The 18,711-nt window shown below is 58.3% G+C and carries 16 protein-coding genes; 12 read left to right on the forward strand and 4 right to left on the reverse strand.

All coding sequences use genetic code 11. From position 1 onward, the window contains the following. Position 1 precedes the first annotated feature (1 nt). Genes tsaE through trxA form a run of 6 tightly spaced genes read left to right on the forward strand, consistent with a single transcriptional unit; the run spans position 2 to position 8,842 of the window. Positions 2–475: a tRNA (adenosine(37)-N6)-threonylcarbamoyltransferase complex ATPase subunit type 1 TsaE gene (gene tsaE / locus SIB38_RS03025; protein WP_412551318.1), complete on the forward strand. Its 474-nt coding sequence runs from the start codon at positions 2–4 to the stop codon at positions 473–475. Beyond that, a complete protein-coding gene (locus SIB38_RS03030) occupies positions 472–1,494 on the forward strand; it encodes an aminoglycoside phosphotransferase family protein (protein WP_412551319.1) in 1,023 nt (340 codons plus the stop codon). The genes tsaE and SIB38_RS03030 overlap by 4 nt, the downstream gene beginning before the upstream one ends. After that, positions 1,470–2,162 carry a nucleotidyltransferase family protein gene (locus SIB38_RS03035; RefSeq protein ID WP_412551320.1) on the forward strand — a complete coding sequence of 231 codons (693 nt, stop codon included), beginning with the start codon at positions 1,470–1,472 and terminating at the stop codon, positions 2,160–2,162. The genes SIB38_RS03030 and SIB38_RS03035 overlap by 25 nt, the downstream gene beginning before the upstream one ends. Next, positions 2,155–5,079, forward strand: coding sequence for a double-strand break repair protein AddB (addB, locus tag SIB38_RS03040; protein ID WP_412551321.1), 2,925 nt, complete (start codon positions 2,155–2,157; stop codon positions 5,077–5,079). Before SIB38_RS03035 ends, addB begins: the two co-directional genes overlap by 8 nt. Further along, positions 5,076–8,471 (forward strand): double-strand break repair helicase AddA, encoded by a 3,396-nt coding sequence (gene addA / locus SIB38_RS03045; RefSeq protein WP_412551322.1) that lies wholly within the window; start codon positions 5,076–5,078, stop codon positions 8,469–8,471. Before addB ends, addA begins: the two co-directional genes overlap by 4 nt. A gap of 50 nt (positions 8,472–8,521) precedes the next feature. Then, complete coding sequence (gene trxA, locus SIB38_RS03050) at positions 8,522–8,842, forward strand: thioredoxin (protein ID WP_294115316.1); 321 nt, start codon at positions 8,522–8,524, stop codon at positions 8,840–8,842. A 48-nt stretch (positions 8,843–8,890) separates the two neighbouring features. Here trxA and SIB38_RS03055 read toward each other — a convergent pair whose 3' ends face one another. Beyond that, on the reverse strand, positions 8,891–9,862 hold the full coding sequence (locus tag SIB38_RS03055) for a phosphotransferase (RefSeq protein ID WP_412551323.1): 972 nt from the start codon (positions 9,860–9,862) through the stop codon (positions 8,891–8,893). Positions 9,863–9,974: 112 nt separating this feature from the next. On the opposite strand from SIB38_RS03055, the gene hslV reads away from it, so the two are divergent. The 6 genes from hslV (at position 9,975) to SIB38_RS03085 (ending at position 16,348) form a co-directional block, all read left to right on the forward strand. Continuing rightward, positions 9,975–10,532, forward strand: coding sequence for an ATP-dependent protease subunit HslV (hslV, locus tag SIB38_RS03060; RefSeq protein WP_412551324.1), 558 nt, complete (start codon positions 9,975–9,977; stop codon positions 10,530–10,532). Beyond that, on the forward strand, positions 10,529–11,563 hold the full coding sequence (locus SIB38_RS03065) for an aldo/keto reductase (protein WP_412551325.1): 1,035 nt from the start codon (positions 10,529–10,531) through the stop codon (positions 11,561–11,563). The genes hslV and SIB38_RS03065 overlap by 4 nt, the downstream gene beginning before the upstream one ends. A gap of 15 nt (positions 11,564–11,578) precedes the next feature. After that, positions 11,579–12,643, forward strand: a complete 1,065-nt coding sequence (locus SIB38_RS03070) for a hypothetical protein (RefSeq protein WP_412551326.1) — start codon at positions 11,579–11,581, stop codon at positions 12,641–12,643. A gap of 12 nt (positions 12,644–12,655) precedes the next feature. Continuing rightward, on the forward strand, positions 12,656–13,966 hold the full coding sequence (hslU, locus tag SIB38_RS03075) for an ATP-dependent protease ATPase subunit HslU (RefSeq protein WP_412551327.1): 1,311 nt from the start codon (positions 12,656–12,658) through the stop codon (positions 13,964–13,966). Between the two features lie 67 nt (positions 13,967–14,033). Continuing rightward, a complete protein-coding gene (locus SIB38_RS03080; protein ID WP_412551328.1) occupies positions 14,034–15,131 on the forward strand; it encodes an alpha/beta hydrolase in 1,098 nt (365 codons plus the stop codon). Then, positions 15,128–16,348 carry an MFS transporter gene (locus SIB38_RS03085; RefSeq protein WP_412551329.1) on the forward strand — a complete coding sequence of 407 codons (1,221 nt, stop codon included), beginning with the start codon at positions 15,128–15,130 and terminating at the stop codon, positions 16,346–16,348. Before SIB38_RS03080 ends, SIB38_RS03085 begins: the two co-directional genes overlap by 4 nt. Here the strand turns inward: SIB38_RS03085 and SIB38_RS03090 are convergent. The 3 genes from SIB38_RS03090 to SIB38_RS03100 are packed head-to-tail and all read right to left on the reverse strand — an operon-like array spanning position 16,334 to position 18,614. Continuing rightward, positions 16,334–16,924: a Smr/MutS family protein gene (locus tag SIB38_RS03090; RefSeq protein ID WP_412551330.1), complete on the reverse strand. Its 591-nt coding sequence runs from the start codon at positions 16,922–16,924 to the stop codon at positions 16,334–16,336. The two genes, SIB38_RS03085 and SIB38_RS03090, sit on opposite strands and share 15 nt — an antisense overlap. After that, the gene (locus SIB38_RS03095) at positions 16,921–17,958 is read right to left on the reverse strand and encodes a murein transglycosylase A (RefSeq protein WP_412551331.1); all 1,038 of its coding nucleotides are present in this window, start codon (positions 17,956–17,958) and stop codon (positions 16,921–16,923) included. The genes SIB38_RS03090 and SIB38_RS03095 overlap by 4 nt, the downstream gene beginning before the upstream one ends. Further along, entirely contained in the window at positions 17,955–18,614 is a 660-nt protein-coding gene (locus SIB38_RS03100) for a Tim44/TimA family putative adaptor protein (RefSeq protein WP_412551332.1), read from the reverse strand. Before SIB38_RS03100 ends, SIB38_RS03095 begins: the two co-directional genes overlap by 4 nt. Between the last annotated feature and the right edge of the window lie 97 nt (positions 18,615–18,711).

The raw sequence follows: 18,711 nt of genomic DNA on the forward strand, positions 1-18,711 counted from the left end.
CATGACGGTTTTTTCTCGCACGCTCTCCCTAAATTCCCCTTCGGAAACCCAGGCTCTGGCGGTTCAGATGGCAGCCACCCTAGAACCAGGTGACGTTGTCTTGCTTGAGGGTCCGATTGGCGCCGGTAAAACCCATTTTGCCCGCTCTCTCATCCAGTCCTTGTTGCTGGCCATAGAAGACGTTCCGTCACCAACCTTCACCTTGGTGCAGGTCTATGACGGGCCAAGTTCCGAAATCTGGCATGCTGACCTTTATCGCCTCTCCGCACCGGACGAAGTGGTGGAACTGGGCCTGACCGATGCTTTTGAGGACGCCATTTGTTTGGTGGAATGGCCCGACCGCCTGGCGGATCTTGCCCCGGAAAACGCTCTCACATTGCGGTTTGAAATTTCCCCGCAAGAGGAGCATCGCACCCTGACACTCACCTCCGCATCAAATCACTGGGCGGAAAAACTTGCCGGCGTCCCCACATGACCACGCGCGACGTTGTGATTGCATCCTTCTTGGCAGACACCGCATGGGAAACTGCCCAACACTTCGACCTTGCCGGCGATGCCTCCGCCCGCCGGTACAAACGTCTGAAACTGCCCAACGAAAAGACCGCGGTGCTGATGGACGCGCCATTTGAAGGCGGTAACGGTACAGAACAGTTTGCCAACATGGCCGCATATTTGACCGCCAAAGGTCTGTCTGCGCCGAAGATTTACCTTCAAGACCACAGCCAAGGTTTGTTGTTGTTGGAAGACCTGGGCGATGACCTCTTTGCCCGTGTCATTCCCAATAACCCAGGCACAGAAGCCCCGCTTTACACAGCCGCCGCCGATGTGCTCACCGTCTTGCATCAACACACACCACCTTCTGGTTTGCCACAAATGGATGCAGCCACGCTGGCAGAGATGATTGAACCGGTGTTTTCCTGGTACGTCGCCGGTGCGGACCGTCCTTGGCAACAGGCTTGGGAGACATTTCACAACGCCATTGCCCCAATCCTAAAGGACCACCTCGGCGCGCCGGATGTGCTCGTTTTGCGAGACTATCACGCCGAAAACCTTTTGTGGTTGCCCGACCGCGACGGCGTTGGCAAAGTTGGACTGCTGGACTTTCAAGACGCCCTGCTGGGCCACAAAGCCTATGATCTGGTCTCCCTCCTGCAAGACGCCCGTCGTGACGTTCCAGTTGACGTCGAGCGTCAGACCAAAGCGCATTTCGTGCATAACGCAGGCCTAGACCCACAATCGTTTGACGTGGCCTACGCCCTGCTCGGCGCACAGCGCAACCTGCGGATCGTCGGTGTCTTTGCGAGGCTTTGTATGCACTACGGAAAGCCGCACTATGTGGACATGATCCCGCGTGTCTATGATCTGGCGATGCGCAATCTAAGACATCCCATCCTCAAAGAGCCCGCTGACATACTTAGGGAAACCTTGCCCGCCCCAACCGCAGACATTCTAGAGAAACTGAAATCAAAATGCGCCACCATCCCGACGTCGTAATGCTCTTCGCCGCCGGATTTGGCACGCGCATGGGTGAGCTGACCCGAAACATGCCGAAGCCACTTTTGCGGGTGAGCGGCAAAACACTCCTGGATCGCACACTTGCGCTGACCGAGGCCGTCTCACCAGCCCGCACCGTTGTGAATGCGCATTATCACCATCAACAGGTGGTGGATCATCTGAAGGAAACATCGGTCCAGGTTGTAGTCGAAGCCCCTGACATTTTGGAAACCGGCGGCGGCCTGCGCAATGCCTTGCCACTGCTTGGAAGCGGACCGGTTTTCACAAGCAACACCGACGCGGTTTGGCGCGGTCCCAACCCATTCCAAATGCTGCAGAAGGCCTGGAAACCAGAAAAAATGGACGCGCTTCTGCTGTGCCTTCCCAAAGAAAACGCCATTGGTCACAAAGGCAAAGGCGACTTTGTGCTGAGCGAGACCGGTCAAATCTCACGCGGGCCCGGGGTTGTCTACTCCGGCATCCAGATCCTCAAAACGGACGGACTGCACAACATCTCAGAAACCGCGTTCTCGCTTAACCTGCTCTGGGACCAAATGCACAAACGCGACCGCCTTTATGGTCTGACATACCCCGGCAAATGGTGTGACGTCGGATCCCCCGAAGGCATCACGCTTGCCGAAGACATGCTGGAGGCAAGTGATGTTTGAGCCAAGCGACATGCCCCGGGTTTTCGCCCTGCCCCCCGGCGCAGATTTCCCGCGTTACCTTGTGGAAGGCATTCGGGCGCGCTTTGCAGGTCAGCGTCCCGATGCCATCGCCAAAGCCACCGTGATCGTGAACACTGCCCGCATGGCGCGCCGTGTGCACGCCCTCTTTGACGAGGGTCCAGCAACCCTCCTGCCCCGCATCCAACTGCTTGGCGAATTTGCCAACGCTGCTACGGCACATCTTCCGGCCGCCACACCCGCCATCCGTCAACGATTTGAGCTGATCCAACTTGTCACGCGACTTCTGGAACAACAGCCTGACCTTGCCGCGCGCGCGTCCGTCTATGACCTCGCCGACAGCCTCGCAGGGTTGTTTGACGAGATGGCCGGTGAAGGCGTGCCTGTGGATGTCATAGAGGCTTTAGATGTCAGCGACCAATCCGGTCACTGGGCCCGTGCGCAATCCTTCTTTGGCATCGCGCGCCATTTCTTGGAAAACCTCGACAGCGCACCAGGTCAAGAAGCCCGCCAGCGCCGCGCGATTGAGGCGATTGTGCAATCTTGGGAAGACACGCCGCCTCAACATCCTATCATTCTGGCGGGCTCCACCGGCTCCCGCGGCACAATGCAATTGCTGATGCAGGCAGTCGCGGCGCTCCCGCAGGGCGCAGTGGTCCTGCCCGGCTACGACTTCGACATGCCACCTGAAACCTGGGATCACTTGTCCGACGGCATGCAAAGCGAAGATCATCCGCAATACCGCTTCCGCGCTTTGGTGAACGACCTGGGTATGTCCGCTCAGGACGTACAGCTCTGGCACAACTGCGCCGAGCCCTCGGCTGCGCGCAACAAGCTGGTGTCACTTGCCCTGCGCCCCGCGCCGGTCACAGACCAATGGCTCAGCCAAGGCCCAAATCTCGGTGACCTGACCGCTGCCACCAAGGACATCACGTTGGTCGAGGCCACCACCCAGCGCGAAGAGGCTCTCACCATCGCCGCCCGCTTGCGCAAGGCCGCCGACGAAGGACTGACCTGCGCATTGATCACGCCAGATCGGATGCTCACCCGCCAAGTAACAGCCGCCTTGGATCGCTGGGACATTGTGCCAGATGACAGCGCCGGACAACCCTTGCAGCTGTCCCCTCCCGGCCGCTTCCTGCGCCACACAGCGGCTCTGTTGCACCAGAAATTGACCTCCGAAGCCCTCCTGACGCTGCTCAAACACCCCTTGACGCACAGCGGCGAAAACCGCGGCGATCACCTCCGTTTCACCCGTGACCTGGAGCTATGGATACGCCGCAATGGTATAGCCTATCCCGAATCCGAAAAACTGCAGGCTTGGGCCGCTGCGCGCAACGAAGAAATATCCGCATGGATGGCTTGGGTCACCGCATGTTTCTGTGCTGCCGAACGCACCCAAATGGACATGGCCGCGCTTCTAAACGACCACCTCGCCCTTTCTGAGAGGATCGCCCAAGGCGCCGTTGAGGGCAGCGGCGGTCTTTGGGATCAAGCTGCCGGTCGCTCGGCACACAGGCTCGTGTCCGAAGTGAAAGAACATGCACAGGTCGTTGGTCTCATTGCCCCGACGGACTATGCCGACTTGTTTGGCGCTTTGCTGTCCCGCGCAGAAGTGCGCGACCGCGATGCGGGCCATCCAAACATCCTGATCTGGGGAACTTTGGAGGCACGCGTTCAAGGTGCGGACCTTGTGATCCTTGGTGGCCTCAACGAAGGCAGCTGGCCCGAAGCGCCAAGCCCCGATCCTTGGCTCAACCGCAAACTGCGCCATGATGCGGGCCTGTTGCTGCCGGAACGCCGCATTGGCCTCTCCGCCCATGATTTCCAACAAGCCATCGGCGCGCCGGAAGTCTGGATCACCCGTTCTGTTCGCTCAGACGAAGCCGAAACCGTGCCGTCCCGGTGGGTCAATCGCCTCGTGAATTTGCTAAGCGGCTTGCCAGACCAAAATGGACCAGACGCACTCGAAAACATGAAAGCCCGTGGCGACACCTGGCTGTCTTTCGTTCGCACGATGGAAACCGTGCCCATGTTGCCCGCCGCGCCACGCCCTTCGCCGACACCACCGCCTGAGGCCCGTCCACGACAGCTTTCGGTCACCGAAATCAAACGCCTGATCCGTGATCCATATGCAATCTATGCCAAACACGTCCTGCGCCTGCGCCCACTTGATCCGCTGATGCGCACGCCCGACGCGCTGTTGCGCGGCATCATTGTGCATGAGATCCTGGAAACGCTGATCAAGACATCCGTAGTCGACCAAACACCCGTAACACGAGATCAAATTTTAGCCATATCAAAGACTGTTCTGACTCAAAACGTACCTTGGGCCACGGCGCGTGCCTTGTGGCAGGCCAGACTGGATCGGGTTGCAGATCACATCGTACATGGCGAAGAAAAACGTCGCGCGCGCGCCGAACCTCTGGCCTTCGAAATACAGGCCGAAGGCACCATTCCCGAGCTGGGCTTCCGGCTAACCGCCAAAGCGGACCGTGTCGATCGCACCGAAACCGGCGCGCTGATCTTGTATGACTATAAAACCGGTGCGCCACCCTCTAAGGACGAGCAAACCTACTTTGACAAGCAACTCCTGCTGGAGGCTGCCATGGCCGAACAGGGCGGGTTCAAGGACATTGATCCTTCCGACGTTGCTGACGCGATCTACATCGGCCTTGGCACCTCCCCCAAGGATCAGCCCGCACCCCTTCTGGAAACGCCACCCACCAAAGTCTGGGAAGAGTTCATCGCCCTGATCGAACACTACCTCGCCGACGGCAAAGGCTTCACCTCCCGCCGCGCCATGCGCACCGAGCGCGACGAAAGCGACTATGACCAACTGGCGCGCTTTGGCGAATGGGATGCCACCGATGAACCCACCCCGGAGGCGCTGTCATGACCCAGTCTATGAATGACGCCACCCGTCGCCAGATCACCGCCGCACGCCCCGACGCCAGCACATGGCTCTCCGCCAACGCCGGCTCGGGCAAAACCCGCGTGCTTACGGACCGAGTGGCGCGGCTTTTGCTGGAAGGGGTCTTGCCACAACACATCCTGTGTCTGACCTACACCAAGGCCGCCGCCAGCGAGATGCAGAACCGATTGTTTAAACGGTTGGGCAGCTGGGCGATGAAATCTGATGCCGAGCTGTCCGAAGAGCTCGCAGACCTCGGTGTTGTGGGCAAATCCAACGCAGATGATTTGCGCAACGCTCGCACGTTGTTTGCCCGCGCCATTGAAACGCCAGGCGGTTTGAAAATCCAAACGATCCACTCGTTCTGCGCCTCGATGCTGCGTCGTTTTCCGCTTGAGGCCGGCGTCTCCCCCCTGTTCAGCGAAATGGAAGACCGCGCGGCCGCTTTGTTGCGCGAAGAGATTGTGGAACAGATGGCCGAAGGGCCAGACGCCGTTTTGGTGCGGGATCTCGCCACGCATTTCACTGGCGCCGCCCTGGAAGATCTGACGGCAGACATCTGTCGCCACGCGGACCGGCTGCGTCATCCCGCATCGCCGCCGGACCTGTGCGATTTGCTCGGTCTGCCGGAAGGCTATGATCATGATGCTTTGCAATCTGACGTGTTTCTTGGCGGCGAAACAGAGCTGATAGACGCGCTCATCGGCGTCCTTCAAACAGGGGGCAAAACCGATGCGACGGCGGCCACAAAACTGAGTGCGATCACCAACTTCGATGTGTCCGCGTTGCCCATTCTCGAGTCGGTATTCCTGACAGGAAAAGGTGCAAAAGAACCGTTTTGTGCGAAGTTAGACTCTTTCCCGACTAAGGCACTGCGCACCAACCATGCGGATTTGATGGAACGCATCAAACCGCTCATGCTGCGTGTCGAAGACGCGCGCCCTCGTCGTCTGGCGCTTCAAGCCAAGGACCGCAGCGCCGCACTGCACGCGTTCGCCGCCCGCTTCCTCGAGCGCTACGACACCGCCAAACAACACCGCGGATGGCTCGACTTTGACGACCTGATCCTGCGGGCGCGCAACCTTCTCAACGAACCAGCAGTGGCAGAATGGGTGCTATACCGCCTCGACGGGGGTATTGACCACATCCTCGTGGATGAGGCCCAAGACACCAGTCCGGTGCAGTGGCAGGTGATCGAACGTCTCGCGCAGGAATTTACCTCGGGCTCTGGCGCACGGGGCGAGGACACCCGCACCATCTTTGTCGTGGGCGACAAAAAGCAGTCGATCTACAGCTTCCAAGGCGCGGACCCGGCCGAATTTGACCGCATGCGCGACGAATTTGCCAACCGGCTGCATGCCACGGAGAGCCAGCTTCAAGACCTGAGCCTGGAATACTCCTTCCGCTCATCCCCAGCCATTCTGAACCTCGTCGACAAGTGTTTTGAAAACCACACCGACGCGGGCTTCCCAACTGGCAACCGTCATATTGCCTTTAACGACGACATGCCGGGCCGCGTTGACCTCTGGCCGATGGTTGAACCTGTCGCCAAAGCTGAGAAAGATGACTGGTTTGATCCGGTCGACCGACTTGGCGACACGCATCACACAGTCATCCTCGCGGATCGCATCGCCGCCCAAATCGCACGGATGATCAAACAGGACACCATTGCCGACACGCGCGGGCCCGACGGGCGATTCACGCAGCGCAAAATTGAACCCGGTGACTTCCTCATTCTGGTGCAACGTCGCTCTGACCTGTTCCACGAAATCATCCGCGCCTGTAAGCTGCACGGCCTACCGATCGCCGGTGCTGACCGCCTAAAAGTCGGCGGCGAAATGGCCGTGCGCGACCTCGGCGCGCTTTTGTCCTTCCTCGCCACTCCGGAAGACGACCTGTCGCTGGCCACGATCCTGCGGTCTCCGTTGTTTGGCTGGTCAGAACAGGCGTTTTTTGATCTTGCGCACCGCCGAGCCCCCAAAACCTACCTTTGGGCCGCCTTGCGCGACAGGGGCGATGAGTTCCCCAAAACCATGGCCGTGCTGGACGATCTGCGTGCCAACACCGACTTCCTGCGCCCCTACGACCTGATCGAACGTGTGCTGACACGCCACAAAGGCCGCCACGCCTTCCTCGCGCGCCTTGGGGCAGAGGCAGAAGACGGCATCAATGCACTTCTCTCCCAGGCCTTGGCTTATGAAAAATCCTCAGTGCCCAGCCTCACCGGCTTTTTGCAATGGATGCAGACCGACGATCTGGAAATCAAGCGCCAGATGGACAGCGCCACCAACCGCATCCGCGTGATGACGGTGCACGGGTCCAAAGGTCTGGAAGCCCCCATTGTGATCATGCCCGACACCGGCAAGCGATTGATCAAGACCGATGCGCCCATTGTGCCCGTGGGCGACACCGCGCTTTGGAACATGGCGTCCGACAGCGCCCCCGCACCTCTAGCCTTGGCGCGCGAGACTTTGGCCGAAGCGCAAGCTGCCGAACGGCTGCGCTTGCTTTATGTGGCCATAACCCGTGCTGAAAAATGGCTGATTGTAGCTGCGGCCGGAGATTTGGGGAAAGACGGCAAGAGCTGGTATGACACCGTCTGCACCGCGATGGTCGCTTCTAATGCCACGCCTTGTCAGTTTGACGGAGGCGAAGGTCTGCGCCTGGATCATGGGAATTGGGCAGGAACAGTCTCTGATGTAGCAGACGAATCCGCACCCACAAAGGTCGAAGTTCCGGCGTTTCTGCAATCCGCCGCCCCACTGCTGCCAGCGCCACCACACGCGCTTAGCCCGTCCGACCTTGGTGGCGCAAAAGCTCTGGGAGGTGAGCAGGGACGGGATCAGGAGGCCGCCATGCAACGCGGCACCTGGCTGCACCTTCTGCTCGAACATTTGCCTGACCATCCAAACACGGAGTGGTCTGAAATTGCCAAATCTCTTCTGCAAGATGATCTGGTCGAGATGCAGGCTGAACAGTTTCAAGACTTGTTGGCCGAAGCCACGCAAACTCTGTCCAAACCCGAGCTCAAATGGCTGTTTGATCAATCTGCATTGGCGGAAGTGCCCGTGACCGCCGACCTTGGCCCCAACCGCTTGCATGGAATCATAGACCGCTTGGTGATACAGGAAGATTGTGTCTGGGCCATCGATTTCAAAACCAACGCCACGGTCCCGACCACTGCGAAAACCACACCAGATGGCATTTTGCGGCAAATGGGGGCCTATACTCATGCTTTGGAACAGATTTTTGACCAGCCAATCCGCACGGCAATCCTGTGGACGGCAACAGCAGAGTTGATGGAACTGCCACACGATCTTGTGACAAAGTCCCTTGCAGCCACAGGATATCTTGACGCCCCCGCCCCGCAAACCTAGGTTCCCTCGAACCAAGACTTACCAGCACCCTCTTTCAGGAGACCTCCACAATGGCAACTGTTGCTGTCACCGATGCCACCTTCGACGAAGAAGTAAAAAACGCCGACGTACCCGTCGTCGTAGATTTCTGGGCCGAATGGTGTGGCCCATGTAAACAAATCGGCCCAGCGCTCGAAGAGCTGTCGGCTGAGATGGACGGCAAGGTGAAAATTGCCAAGGTTGATGTGGACAGCAACCCGGGCGCAGCTGCTGCTCTGGGTGTGCGCGGCATCCCAGCGCTGTTCATCTTCAAAGATGGTCAGGTCATCTCCAACCGCGCAGGCGCCGCGCCTAAAGCCGCGCTGCAAAGCTGGATCGAAGATTCCCTCTGATCCTCATCAGATACCAGTTCTAAAGGCGCTCCATTCGGGGCGCCTTTTTTATTCAAACCCCTTTTTTATGAGTATCTCCATATTCTCCCATCGATCCTGTTGCCGCCAACTGCGATCCTCTGGGTCAGCTGGAATGGCGCACCAGTCCAGAAGCAGGCGCACAGGTTGAAGAAACCGAAAACTGGGATCATCGGGTTTGATCAAACGGTAACCTTCAAAAAACGATGACACCACGTCATCGCGCAAAAACGCGCCGGATTTGAGTGCAGTGTTATCTTGATGGATCTCGGCAAAATCTAACAACAGCCGAACGATATCAAACCCAACAGGCAGCTGATTGGGTGGATGAAAATCTATGCCGTAGAGGCCGTCTTGGGCAAAGATCAAATTGCGAAGGTTCATATCCCCGTGACGTCGTGCCACGACTGTCCTTTGACCTGCAAACTGTGCCGCCCGCTCAGGAATCTGAGAGGCGCATTTTAGAAATCTTTTTGGCGCAACTACGCGCCGAGATCCATCTTCGATTTGACGTGCCAACTGCTCAATATGCGCGATCATCTGGTCTGGCCGAAAAGGGCGCTTTCGACGGTCCATGACCCGATGAAAAGTGGCTAACCACCGCCCGCTCCGTTTCAGAAGGCTTTTGGGATCGCGGCCACGGTAAAGCAACGTATCCAATGTGTTTCCGGTCACGTGATCCATTAGCAGGACAGCGCCGTCCTCACTCACATAGTGTACTTTCGGCGCCCGCATCCGCCGCGCATTTCCCATGGCGTTGCTGGCGTCAACCTGCGCCTGGGCCATTTGAATCAACTGATCAGAATTATCAGCGCCAAACACCCGTTTCAGGACATAGGACTTGTCACCGCAATCAAGCCGCAAAACGATATGGCTGCGGTGGTCATTCTTTTGCCACAGCAATTCATGTGTCACCAACTCATCAGGTAGGTCCAAATCTCGCTGCAAACGCAAGAAGTCCTGCAATGCAGCTTCTATGCGAACATCCTGTTCTTCGTCCATGGGGCGAGGCTATGCGCTTGAAATCGCAGGGGCAACCCCAGCAAACCACCCAAACTCTTGTGCCTTTCTGATCGCAGGCTCATATAGGGCAAAGGACAAAAGGAGCTTTTGGATGTCTGAGGATCAATTCCCCGGTTGGCACGGCACCACCATCATTGGTGTGAAAAAGGCTGGCGAAGTTGTGATTGCCGGTGACGGGCAGGTCTCGTTGGGCCAAACCGTGATCAAAGGCACCGCGCGAAAGGTGCGCCGCCTGAGCCCCGGCGGTTATGAAATTGTCGCGGGCTTTGCTGGCTCCACCGCAGATGCTTTCACGCTTCTCGAACGTCTCGAAGCCAAACTCGAGGCCACACCCGGCCAACTGGCCCGCGCTTCCGTGGAACTGGCCAAAGATTGGCGCACCGACAAGTACCTGCAAAAGCTCGAAGCCATGCTGATTGTGTCGGACGGCGCCGACATCTTTGTCATCACCGGGGCAGGAGACGTGCTGGAGCCTGAACATGACGTGACCGCCATTGGCTCCGGCGGCAACTATGCACTGGCTGCGGGACGCGCCCTGATGGACACCGATCTGTCTGCCGAAGAGGTGGCGCGCAAAGCCATGGGCATCGCAAGTGATATTTGCGTCTACACTAACGGCAACCTGACCGTGGAGACGATCAAACAATGACCGACATGACCTACACCCGCATGGGCAATTCCGGTCTGGTTGTTTCCCGTCTGGCGCTTGGCACCATGACCTTCACCCACGGCTCCGACTGGATTCCCGGCGTTGCCAAGGTTGGCCTGAACGATGCCCAGCGCATGGTTGATGTGACGCTGGATGGGGGCATCAACTTCTTTGACGCAGCTGATGGCTATTCCAACGGCGAAGCCGAAGACATTCTTGGCAAAACCCTCAAGGGCAAACGCAACGACGCAGTGATCTGCACCAAACTTGGCTTCCGTCAAAGTGATCGCATCACCGACGCTGGCCTCTCACGTGGACACATCCTGTCTTCCGTGGATGGCTGCCTGAAACGGCTCGATACTGACTGGATCGACCTTCTGGTATTGCACAAAACCGATTTCACAACGCCAATGGAAGAAACCCTTTCGACCCTGCAATCGGTGATCGACGCAGGCAAGGTGCGCCACATTGGCGTGTCCAACTGGCCCGCGTGGAAGGTGGCACAGGCCGTTCAGTTCCAGCGCGACAACAACATGAGCCAGTTTGTCGCCGGTCAGTACCTCTACAACGCTGTGAGTCGCGACATCGAAATGGACATTCTGCGCATGGGCGCGGAGCTTGGCATCGGCCTGATGGCGTGGTCACCTCTGGCTGGCGGTCTTTTGACGGGCAAATACGATCTCAACAAGCTGGAAGACAGCGACGGTCGTCTGGCCGAAGGTGATTTCCTGCAAGTCTCCAAAGAGCAAGCGCTGGCCGCGATCACCGCGCTGACGGAGGCCGCCGACACACACAACGTCACGCCCGCGCAAATTGCTCAAGCCTGGATTCTAAACAAACGCTGCGACCACACGATCATCATCGGCGCCTCCAAGCTCAGCCAGCTTGAAACCGGCATCGCTGCCGCCAATATCGAGTTGAGCGAGGCAGAAATGGCCGCTCTGGACGCCGCCGCTGCACCGGGTCGTCGCTACCCCGAGTGGTTTGACGACATGATGAAAGACGAACTGTTTGCCAAAGTGCTCGCGTAACGAGAGACCCACCTCATGATTGACAAAGATGATCTTCGCGCCGCGGTTGGCTCCGGCCTGCTGAATGAACAACAGGCTGCGTCCCTCGCAGCACTTGCCGACAGCCGACGCGGTGCACGCGAAGACCTCGCCATTGGCGATGAACCGTTTGAGCTGTTCAAAGGCTTCAATGAGATTTTCATTGTCGTGGGCCTGTTGATCCTCGCCAGCGGTTGGGCGGCGGTCAACGGCATCGCCATGGCCGCCGAAGTGGTGAACTACAAAACCAAAATTGTGACCACCACAGCCATCTCCGGCGCTGTGATCTGGGCACTGGCAGAGTACTTCATCCGCCGCCGCCGTATGGTGGCCCCGGCCATTGCGCTGTCCATCCTTTGGGCGATCAACGCAGGGTCCGGCATTACCGCCTATTTCGCGCAGCCCTTCATGCTTGCTCAAGAAGACTTCTCCAGCCTGCCACTGCCACTGGCGCTCGCCACCCTGGCAACACTGATCTTCTGGCTGCGCTTCCGCGTGCCTTTTGCCATGGCGCTGATTGCGCTTGGCGTCTTTGGCATCGCGCTCATGCTTGGCGCCAACCAATCCGGCACGCCAACCAGCCCGCAAGATCTCTTCCTACTTTCCGCCGGAGGCCCCTTTGCCTTCATCACACTCGGTGTGGGCATCGCTGTCTTTGCCGTGGCCATGTACTTTGACATGTCCGACCCGCACCGAGTCACCCGCCGCAGCGCGCAAGGCTTCTGGCTGCATGTTGTCGCCGCGCCTGCGTTGATCAACACCGTGGCCCTGACGCTTCTCGAGGCCGGAAGCAACGGCGCGCATCTGGCGCTCATGCTTTTCCTTCTGGGATTTGCCGCCATCGCCATCATCATCGACCGGCGCTCCTTCCTGATTGCCGCCATCGGCTACACCCTGGCCCTGGCCAGCATCGTCTTTGACGGCGAAGGCGCGGCCTTCACCATTCTTTTCCTCGGCATCTTTCTGGTGGTGCTGGGCGCCTTCTGGTCCCGCTTCCGCGCGGCCCTACTTGCGCCGCTGTCTGGCATCTTGCCGCTGCACCGCCTGCCGCCATCCCACTGATTGGACACTCTTATGACTGATCTCACACCCCGCGAAATTGTTTCCGAACTGGACCGCTTCATCATCGGCCAGAAAGACGCCAAACGCGCCGTCGCCGTGGCCCTGCGCAACCGCTGGCGCCGCAAACAGCTGGCTGATGACATCCGCGATGAAGTCTATCCCAAAAACATCCTGATGATTGGCCCCACTGGTGTGGGCAAAACCGAGATTTCTCGCCGCCTCGCCAAACTGGCCCGCGCGCCGTTTATCAAGGTTGAGGCCACCAAATTCACCGAAGTGGGTTACGTGGGCCGCGACGTGGAACAGATCATCCGCGATCTGGTCGACGCCGCCATCATCCAAACCCGCGAACACATGCGTGAAGACGTGAAGGTCAAAGCCCACGCCGCCGCCGAGGAGCGTGTAATCGACGCCATCGCCGGTCCGGACGCGCGTGAAGGCACCCGCGACATGTTCCGCAAGAAACTCAAGGACGGCTTACTCGACGACACCGAAATTGAGCTTGAAGTGGCGGACAGTTCCAATCCCCTGGGCGGCATGTTTGATATTCCGGGCCAGCCAGGCGGCCAGATGGGCATGATGAACCTTGGCGACATCTTTGGCAAAGCCATGGGCGGCCGCACCACCAAGAAGCGCATGACCGTGGCGGAAAGCTACGAAGTCCTGATCTCGGATGAGGCCGACAAGCTGCTGGACGACGAAACCGTCAATGCTGCTGCATTACAATCGGTGGAGCAAAACGGCATCGTCTTCCTTGATGAGATCGACAAAGTCTGCGCCCGTCAGGAAGCGCGTGGCGGCGATGTCTCTCGCGAGGGTGTGCAACGTGACTTGCTGCCGCTGATCGAAGGCACCACCGTCTCCACCAAACACGGGCCGGTGAAAACCGACCACATCCTCTTTATCGCCTCCGGCGCATTCCACATCGCCAAACCCTCAGACCTGCTGCCGGAGCTACAAGGTCGCCTACCCATCCGTGTTGAACTTCGCGCGCTGACCGAAGAAGACTTCGTGCGCATCCTCACCGAAACCGACAACGCCCTGACCCGCCAATACACCGCACTGATGGGCACTGAAGAGGTTGTTGTGTCCTTCACTGAGGATGGCATCGCAGCGCTGGCGAAAATCGCTGCTGAGGTGAACCAATCGGTGGAAAACATCGGCGCACGTCGGCTTTACACAGTGATGGAGCGAGTCTTTGAGGAGCTCAGCTTCTCCGCCCCAGACCGCTCGGGCGAAGAAATTGTGGTGAATTCCGCCTTTGTAGAGACGAATATCGGCGAGTTGGCCAAATCCATGGACGTCAGCCGCTACGTGCTCTGATTTCCCCCTAGCAGGTCCGCGCATTCAATTGCATAGTCCCGGCAAACCAGTTTTGCCGGGATTTTTCGTGCGATACCTCATCCTCATTGTCGCCAGTATAATGCTCTCCGCCTGCGCGGATCGCATCACCGCACCGATCCGACCAAAAGCGCTCAACGCGCCCAACACGCGCCAGATTTTTGTGGTCACCAACCGCGAACGCAATGCAGCAGGCTATCTCGCAACATCGCGCGATGATGAGCTGACCTTTCTGGACACGACCGTCTCTATCCCGCCCTCGCACACCTCAGGTGAAGCCCCCACATTCAAGGCCAACCCCGATCCTGAAAAACACTTTGTGATTGCCAAAGAGGCCCCCATCGCCTCCCTTCCGGACCTAGCAAGGAAAGTCTCCGCCAGCCTCGCGGGCAATCCCCGCCGCAACCGAGAGGTCACCGTCTTTGTGCATGGGTTCTACAACACCTATCAGGACAGCTTGTTCCGCATCGCTCAACTTCAAAACGATTTTGACCTACCCGGCACCGTGGTGAACTTCGCCTGGGCCAGCGCTGGCAGCCCTTTGGGCTACGCACATGACCGCGAAAGCGCACTGTACTCACGCGATGATCTGGAACGCACCCTACGTGAACTCGCCAAATCCAGATCAGATCGCCTGCTGCTGGTAGGCCACTCTCTGGGCACGTATTTAATCACCGAAACTCTGCGCCAGATCGAACACAAAGAGCCCGGCTGGACCGCCCGCAACATTGACGCCTTGGCTCTGATATCCCCAGACATGCCGGTGGATTTGTTTCTGCGCAATTTGGAGCCCTTTGACGCCTTACCAGACTCCACGGTGATTTTGACCTCAACCGAAGACAACGCCCTGCGCCTTTCCAGCCGCATCAACCGCTCTTCACAAAGGCTCGGACAACTTTCCAACCCCGATGTTCTGGCAGACCTCCCTGTGATCGTGTTTGACGTGTCCAGCTTTGCGGATGGCAGCAGCAACCACATGACATTTGCCGAAAGCCCGGCACTGATCGCATTGCTTCGTGATGCGCGGTCCTTTGATGAACTATTGGCGCCAGACGACCCGAATTTCCTGCTTCGCCAAGCAGAGCGCGTACGGGTGTCCAATGAGGCGATTGCCATTCAGGTCGCTGGGCCCGGTGGCAGCACATGATCTCCACTGCGGACTTCGTAAAACAAAACGGCCGCTACTTGCTGCCCGGCGCGATGCTGATGTTTATGTCCTGCTTTGGGCAAACCTTTTTCATCGGCACATTCGCCGCCGACATTCGAACGCATTTTAGTCTCTCTCACGGCGGTTGGGGCGCCATCTACATGTTGGGTACGGGCACGTCTGCGGTCATCATGCTTTGGGCTGGAACGTTGGCGGATCGGATTCGAGTGCGCATCCTTGGCCCACTGATGCTACTCCTACTAGCATCTGCGTGCATCGCGCTATCTCAGCTATCTTCGGTCTGGGTGCTGCCATTTGTGATCCTCGCGCTGCGTCTGACAGGGCAGGGCATGCTGACACACACCGCGGGCGTGGCGATGGCCCGTTGGTTTGCCGCATCGCGCGGGCGCGCGCTTGCTTTTGCCACCATGGGGTTCATGTGCGCCGAAGCCATCATGCCACTCACGGCTGTAAGCCTCAAAACACAATTTCACTGGCAGTGGATTTGGCTCGCGGCCGGCCTTCTTTGCCTAGCCATGGCACCGGTGGTGTTTTTGTTGCTCCGGCAAGAGCGAGAACCGCAAAGCCTTGCCAAAGACGAAAAAGCGCTTGGCATGGAAGGGCGCAACTGGTCCCGCCGGGAGGCCATCCAGCACCCAGTCTTCCTCTCCGCCATTCCTGCGATGATGGCCTTCCCCGCCTTCGCCACAGTGTTTTTCTTCCAACAAGCCTATTTTGCGGAAATCAAAGGCTGGTCGCACCTGTCCTTGGTGGCGGTGTTCCCGCTTGGAACACTATCATTTGGCATATCAACACTCGTTTATGGCTGGCTGATCGACAAACTTGGGGCCGCGCGGCTTATGCCGCTTTATCTTTTACCACTGGTCGCCGCCTTCACTATTCACGCCTGGGCACCCACGGTCAGCTGGGTCGCTGTGGGCGTGGTGCTCATGGGCATGGCGGGCGGTGGCATGGCAACTCTGCCTGCGTCGGTTTGGTCAGAGTTTTTCGGCACACAGCATCTGGGTGCTATCAAAGCCACCGTCGCCGCCTTTGGCGTGTTGGGGTCTGCCTTGGGTCCAGGTCTGTCCGGTTGGATGATCGATCAAGGCATCAACTACCAATCGCAACTGCAAGGCTTTGCGATCTGCTTCGCTGTCGCCAGCGCTGTGATGGTGGTGCCTTTCGCGCGCGCTCGAAACTCAACGGCGGCGTAGATAGACGTAATACGCCCCGGTACCGCCATGCCGGATATGGGCTTCCGCCACCTGCAAAATACACTGCTTCATTGGTGGCAGGGCAAACCACTGCGGCACCTGATGTTTGAGCACCCCACGCCGGGTCGGGATCGGCCCTTCGTCCCGTTTGGTTTTGCCCTTGCCTGTGATCACCAGAACAACCCGCTTGCCCTCCCCATGAGAGCGCATAATGAAACCGGTCAACGCTCCATGTGCCTGATCTGCGGTCATGCCATGTAGGTCGATCTTGCCTTCAGGCACCAGCTTCCCGCGCTTCATGCGGCCAAAGGCTTTCTTATCCATCTGCACAGGCTGCCGTGCCACACGTTCGGAGACCGATCCCATCAAATCATGCATCGAGGGACTGGTATTGGCTTTGGAGCCAACTTCAAAATCCGGCAGGGCAGGGGAAAGATGTGGCCTTGGCTTCTTGATCGGCTTTGGCTTGGGTTTTGGCAGCTCATGCGCGCTTGTGCCGGGATGTAACCGCTCAGCAGTATCTGCCACCTTCCGCCAGAGGGTGACTTCTTCTTCACTCAGTTTCCGCCGTGTCACAGCACCGACTCCGGCAACATCGCATAGGCCCGCTGAATGGGCAAAAGCACTACCATGCGACCGGGGTCTTTAAGCGTGCCCGCCGCCTTACCGGCCTCATCCCCAGTGCCAAAAAAGATATCGGCCCGCTGCGCACCTTTGATGGCCGATCCAGTATCCTGCGCAATCATCAGTCGCCGCAGAGGTCCCGCACCGTCTTTCTCCACCCAAACCGGCGCGCCCAACGGCGTGAACTTCGGATCAACGGCCACTGACCGCATTGCTGTGATCGAGCGGTTCATCGCCCCTAAAGGACCTTTGTGCGCGGGCACGCGGTTCACTTCGCGGAAGAACACAAAGCTGTCGTTGTGGCGCAGCAGTTCCGCCCCATCCACCGGATTGCGTTTCACCCAATTCTTGATCACCTGCGCACTCACCTGATGCGCATTATACACACCGCGTCGCACCAACTCGGCACCAACAGAGCGGTATTTGTGCCCATTGGCCCCACCGTAGCCGACACGAATGTAGGACCCATTGGGCAGGCGAATGCGCCCCGAACCTTGGATTTGCAGAAAAAACAGCTCCACACTGTCATCCACCCAGGCAATCTCCAACCCGCGTCCTTGAAGTGCACCGCTGGTCTCAATCTCGCGCCGTGTCAGCCATTGGCCACCTTTGGCCTCCCGCGGCATTTTGTAGACAGGGAAGCGATACCGCCCGCTTGGCGTCAACGATCCATCCAGCTCCGGCTCAAAATAGCCGGTGAACAGCGCCGATTTATCTTTCTCCTCAATCAGTACCGGCCGAAACAGAAGCTCAAAAAACTTACGGGCGTCTTCAATGCCCGTCGCCGCCGCACATAACGTCTGCCAGTCCGGCGCGTCAAAGTCTACACAAGTATTCAGAAAAACTTGACGGGCGGCCTCGTGATCATCTGCGGCCCACCCGTCCAGGTCGTCAAACGACAGGATTTTCATATGTGTTTCGGACATGGCTGCCCCTCCGGCCATCACAAAGACCGCGGCCAAAGCCGCCCGAAACGCCCGGATCATTCGCCCGTGGCAACAAGCTGCCAGTTTGGATCGTCCGATCCCATCACGCGGGCAAAGGTCCAAATGTCCTTCTGCCGCTTAATCTGGCTTTCGCTGCCCTCAACAATCTCACCAGCGTTGTCCCGCACAACATGGGTCAGCTCACCCACATAGCGCACAGTGATTTCGCCTTCTTTGGTGTTCTCGTCAAAATGCGCCGCTTGCAGCACCATTTCACGCACCCCAACAAATTCGCTTTCCACGGTCAGACCTTTGTCCGCGCGCATCTCTACCACATGTGCAAAGCTCTCATAGACTTCTTCGCCCAAGAACGGCTGGATGCTCGCCAGATCACCTTTCTCAAAGGCCATCAGGATCATCTCATAGGCCCCACGTGCACCGCCAAGGAAGTCGTTCACGCCAAACTGCGGCTCCATCGACTTCATCTTCGCCAGCGCCAGCGCATTCACGCTGCCTTCTTCGGCGTGATCCAGAATGTCCTGGTCTGGGCCGCCTTCGATCACCTCAAGGTCCGGCCCCTTGCGACGGGCCTGTGAAACACCTTCCTGACGTGGCTCTTCATAGCCCTCTCGAGTCCCCAAAACACTGCGCAGACGCAAGATCAGAAACACGGCAATACCGGCAAGAACCAGAAGTTGAATTAGGGAGGAGTTCATTTGAACCTCATGTTGGGCATGGAAACACTGTTCTCTCGCACTTATGTAAGTCACGGGCGGGGTCAAGTCCACCTCGCCAAATGTAGCAATGGAGTAA

Source organism: Shimia sp. MIT910701, from assembly GCF_047126315.1.
In the GTDB taxonomy this organism is placed as follows: domain Bacteria; phylum Pseudomonadota; class Alphaproteobacteria; order Rhodobacterales; family Rhodobacteraceae; genus Shimia.

Bases quoted from the DNA above. Each gene is read 5' to 3' on its own strand.
- SIB38_RS03065 (WP_412551325.1), top strand. From the start codon at position 10,529: ATGACCGACATGACCTACACCCGCATGGGCAATTCCGGTCTGGTTGTT.
- trxA (WP_294115316.1), top strand. From the start codon at position 8,522: ATGGCAACTGTTGCTGTCACCGATGCCACCTTCGACGAAGAAGTAAAA.
- addA (WP_412551322.1), top strand. From the start codon at position 5,076: ATGACCCAGTCTATGAATGACGCCACCCGTCGCCAGATCACCGCCGCA.
- SIB38_RS03100 (WP_412551332.1), bottom strand. From the start codon at position 18,614: ATGAACTCCTCCCTAATTCAACTTCTGGTTCTTGCCGGTATTGCCGTG.
- tsaE (WP_412551318.1), top strand. From the start codon at position 2: ATGACGGTTTTTTCTCGCACGCTCTCCCTAAATTCCCCTTCGGAAACC.
- SIB38_RS03030 (WP_412551319.1), top strand. From the start codon at position 472: ATGACCACGCGCGACGTTGTGATTGCATCCTTCTTGGCAGACACCGCA.
- SIB38_RS03055 (WP_412551323.1), bottom strand. From the start codon at position 9,862: ATGGACGAAGAACAGGATGTTCGCATAGAAGCTGCATTGCAGGACTTC.
- SIB38_RS03035 (WP_412551320.1), top strand. From the start codon at position 1,470: ATGCGCCACCATCCCGACGTCGTAATGCTCTTCGCCGCCGGATTTGGC.
- hslU (WP_412551327.1), top strand. From the start codon at position 12,656: ATGACTGATCTCACACCCCGCGAAATTGTTTCCGAACTGGACCGCTTC.
- SIB38_RS03095 (WP_412551331.1), bottom strand. From the start codon at position 17,958: ATGATCCGGGCGTTTCGGGCGGCTTTGGCCGCGGTCTTTGTGATGGCC.
- SIB38_RS03070 (WP_412551326.1), top strand. From the start codon at position 11,579: ATGATTGACAAAGATGATCTTCGCGCCGCGGTTGGCTCCGGCCTGCTG.
- SIB38_RS03085 (WP_412551329.1), top strand. From the start codon at position 15,128: ATGATCTCCACTGCGGACTTCGTAAAACAAAACGGCCGCTACTTGCTG.
- hslV (WP_412551324.1), top strand. From the start codon at position 9,975: ATGTCTGAGGATCAATTCCCCGGTTGGCACGGCACCACCATCATTGGT.
- addB (WP_412551321.1), top strand. From the start codon at position 2,155: ATGTTTGAGCCAAGCGACATGCCCCGGGTTTTCGCCCTGCCCCCCGGC.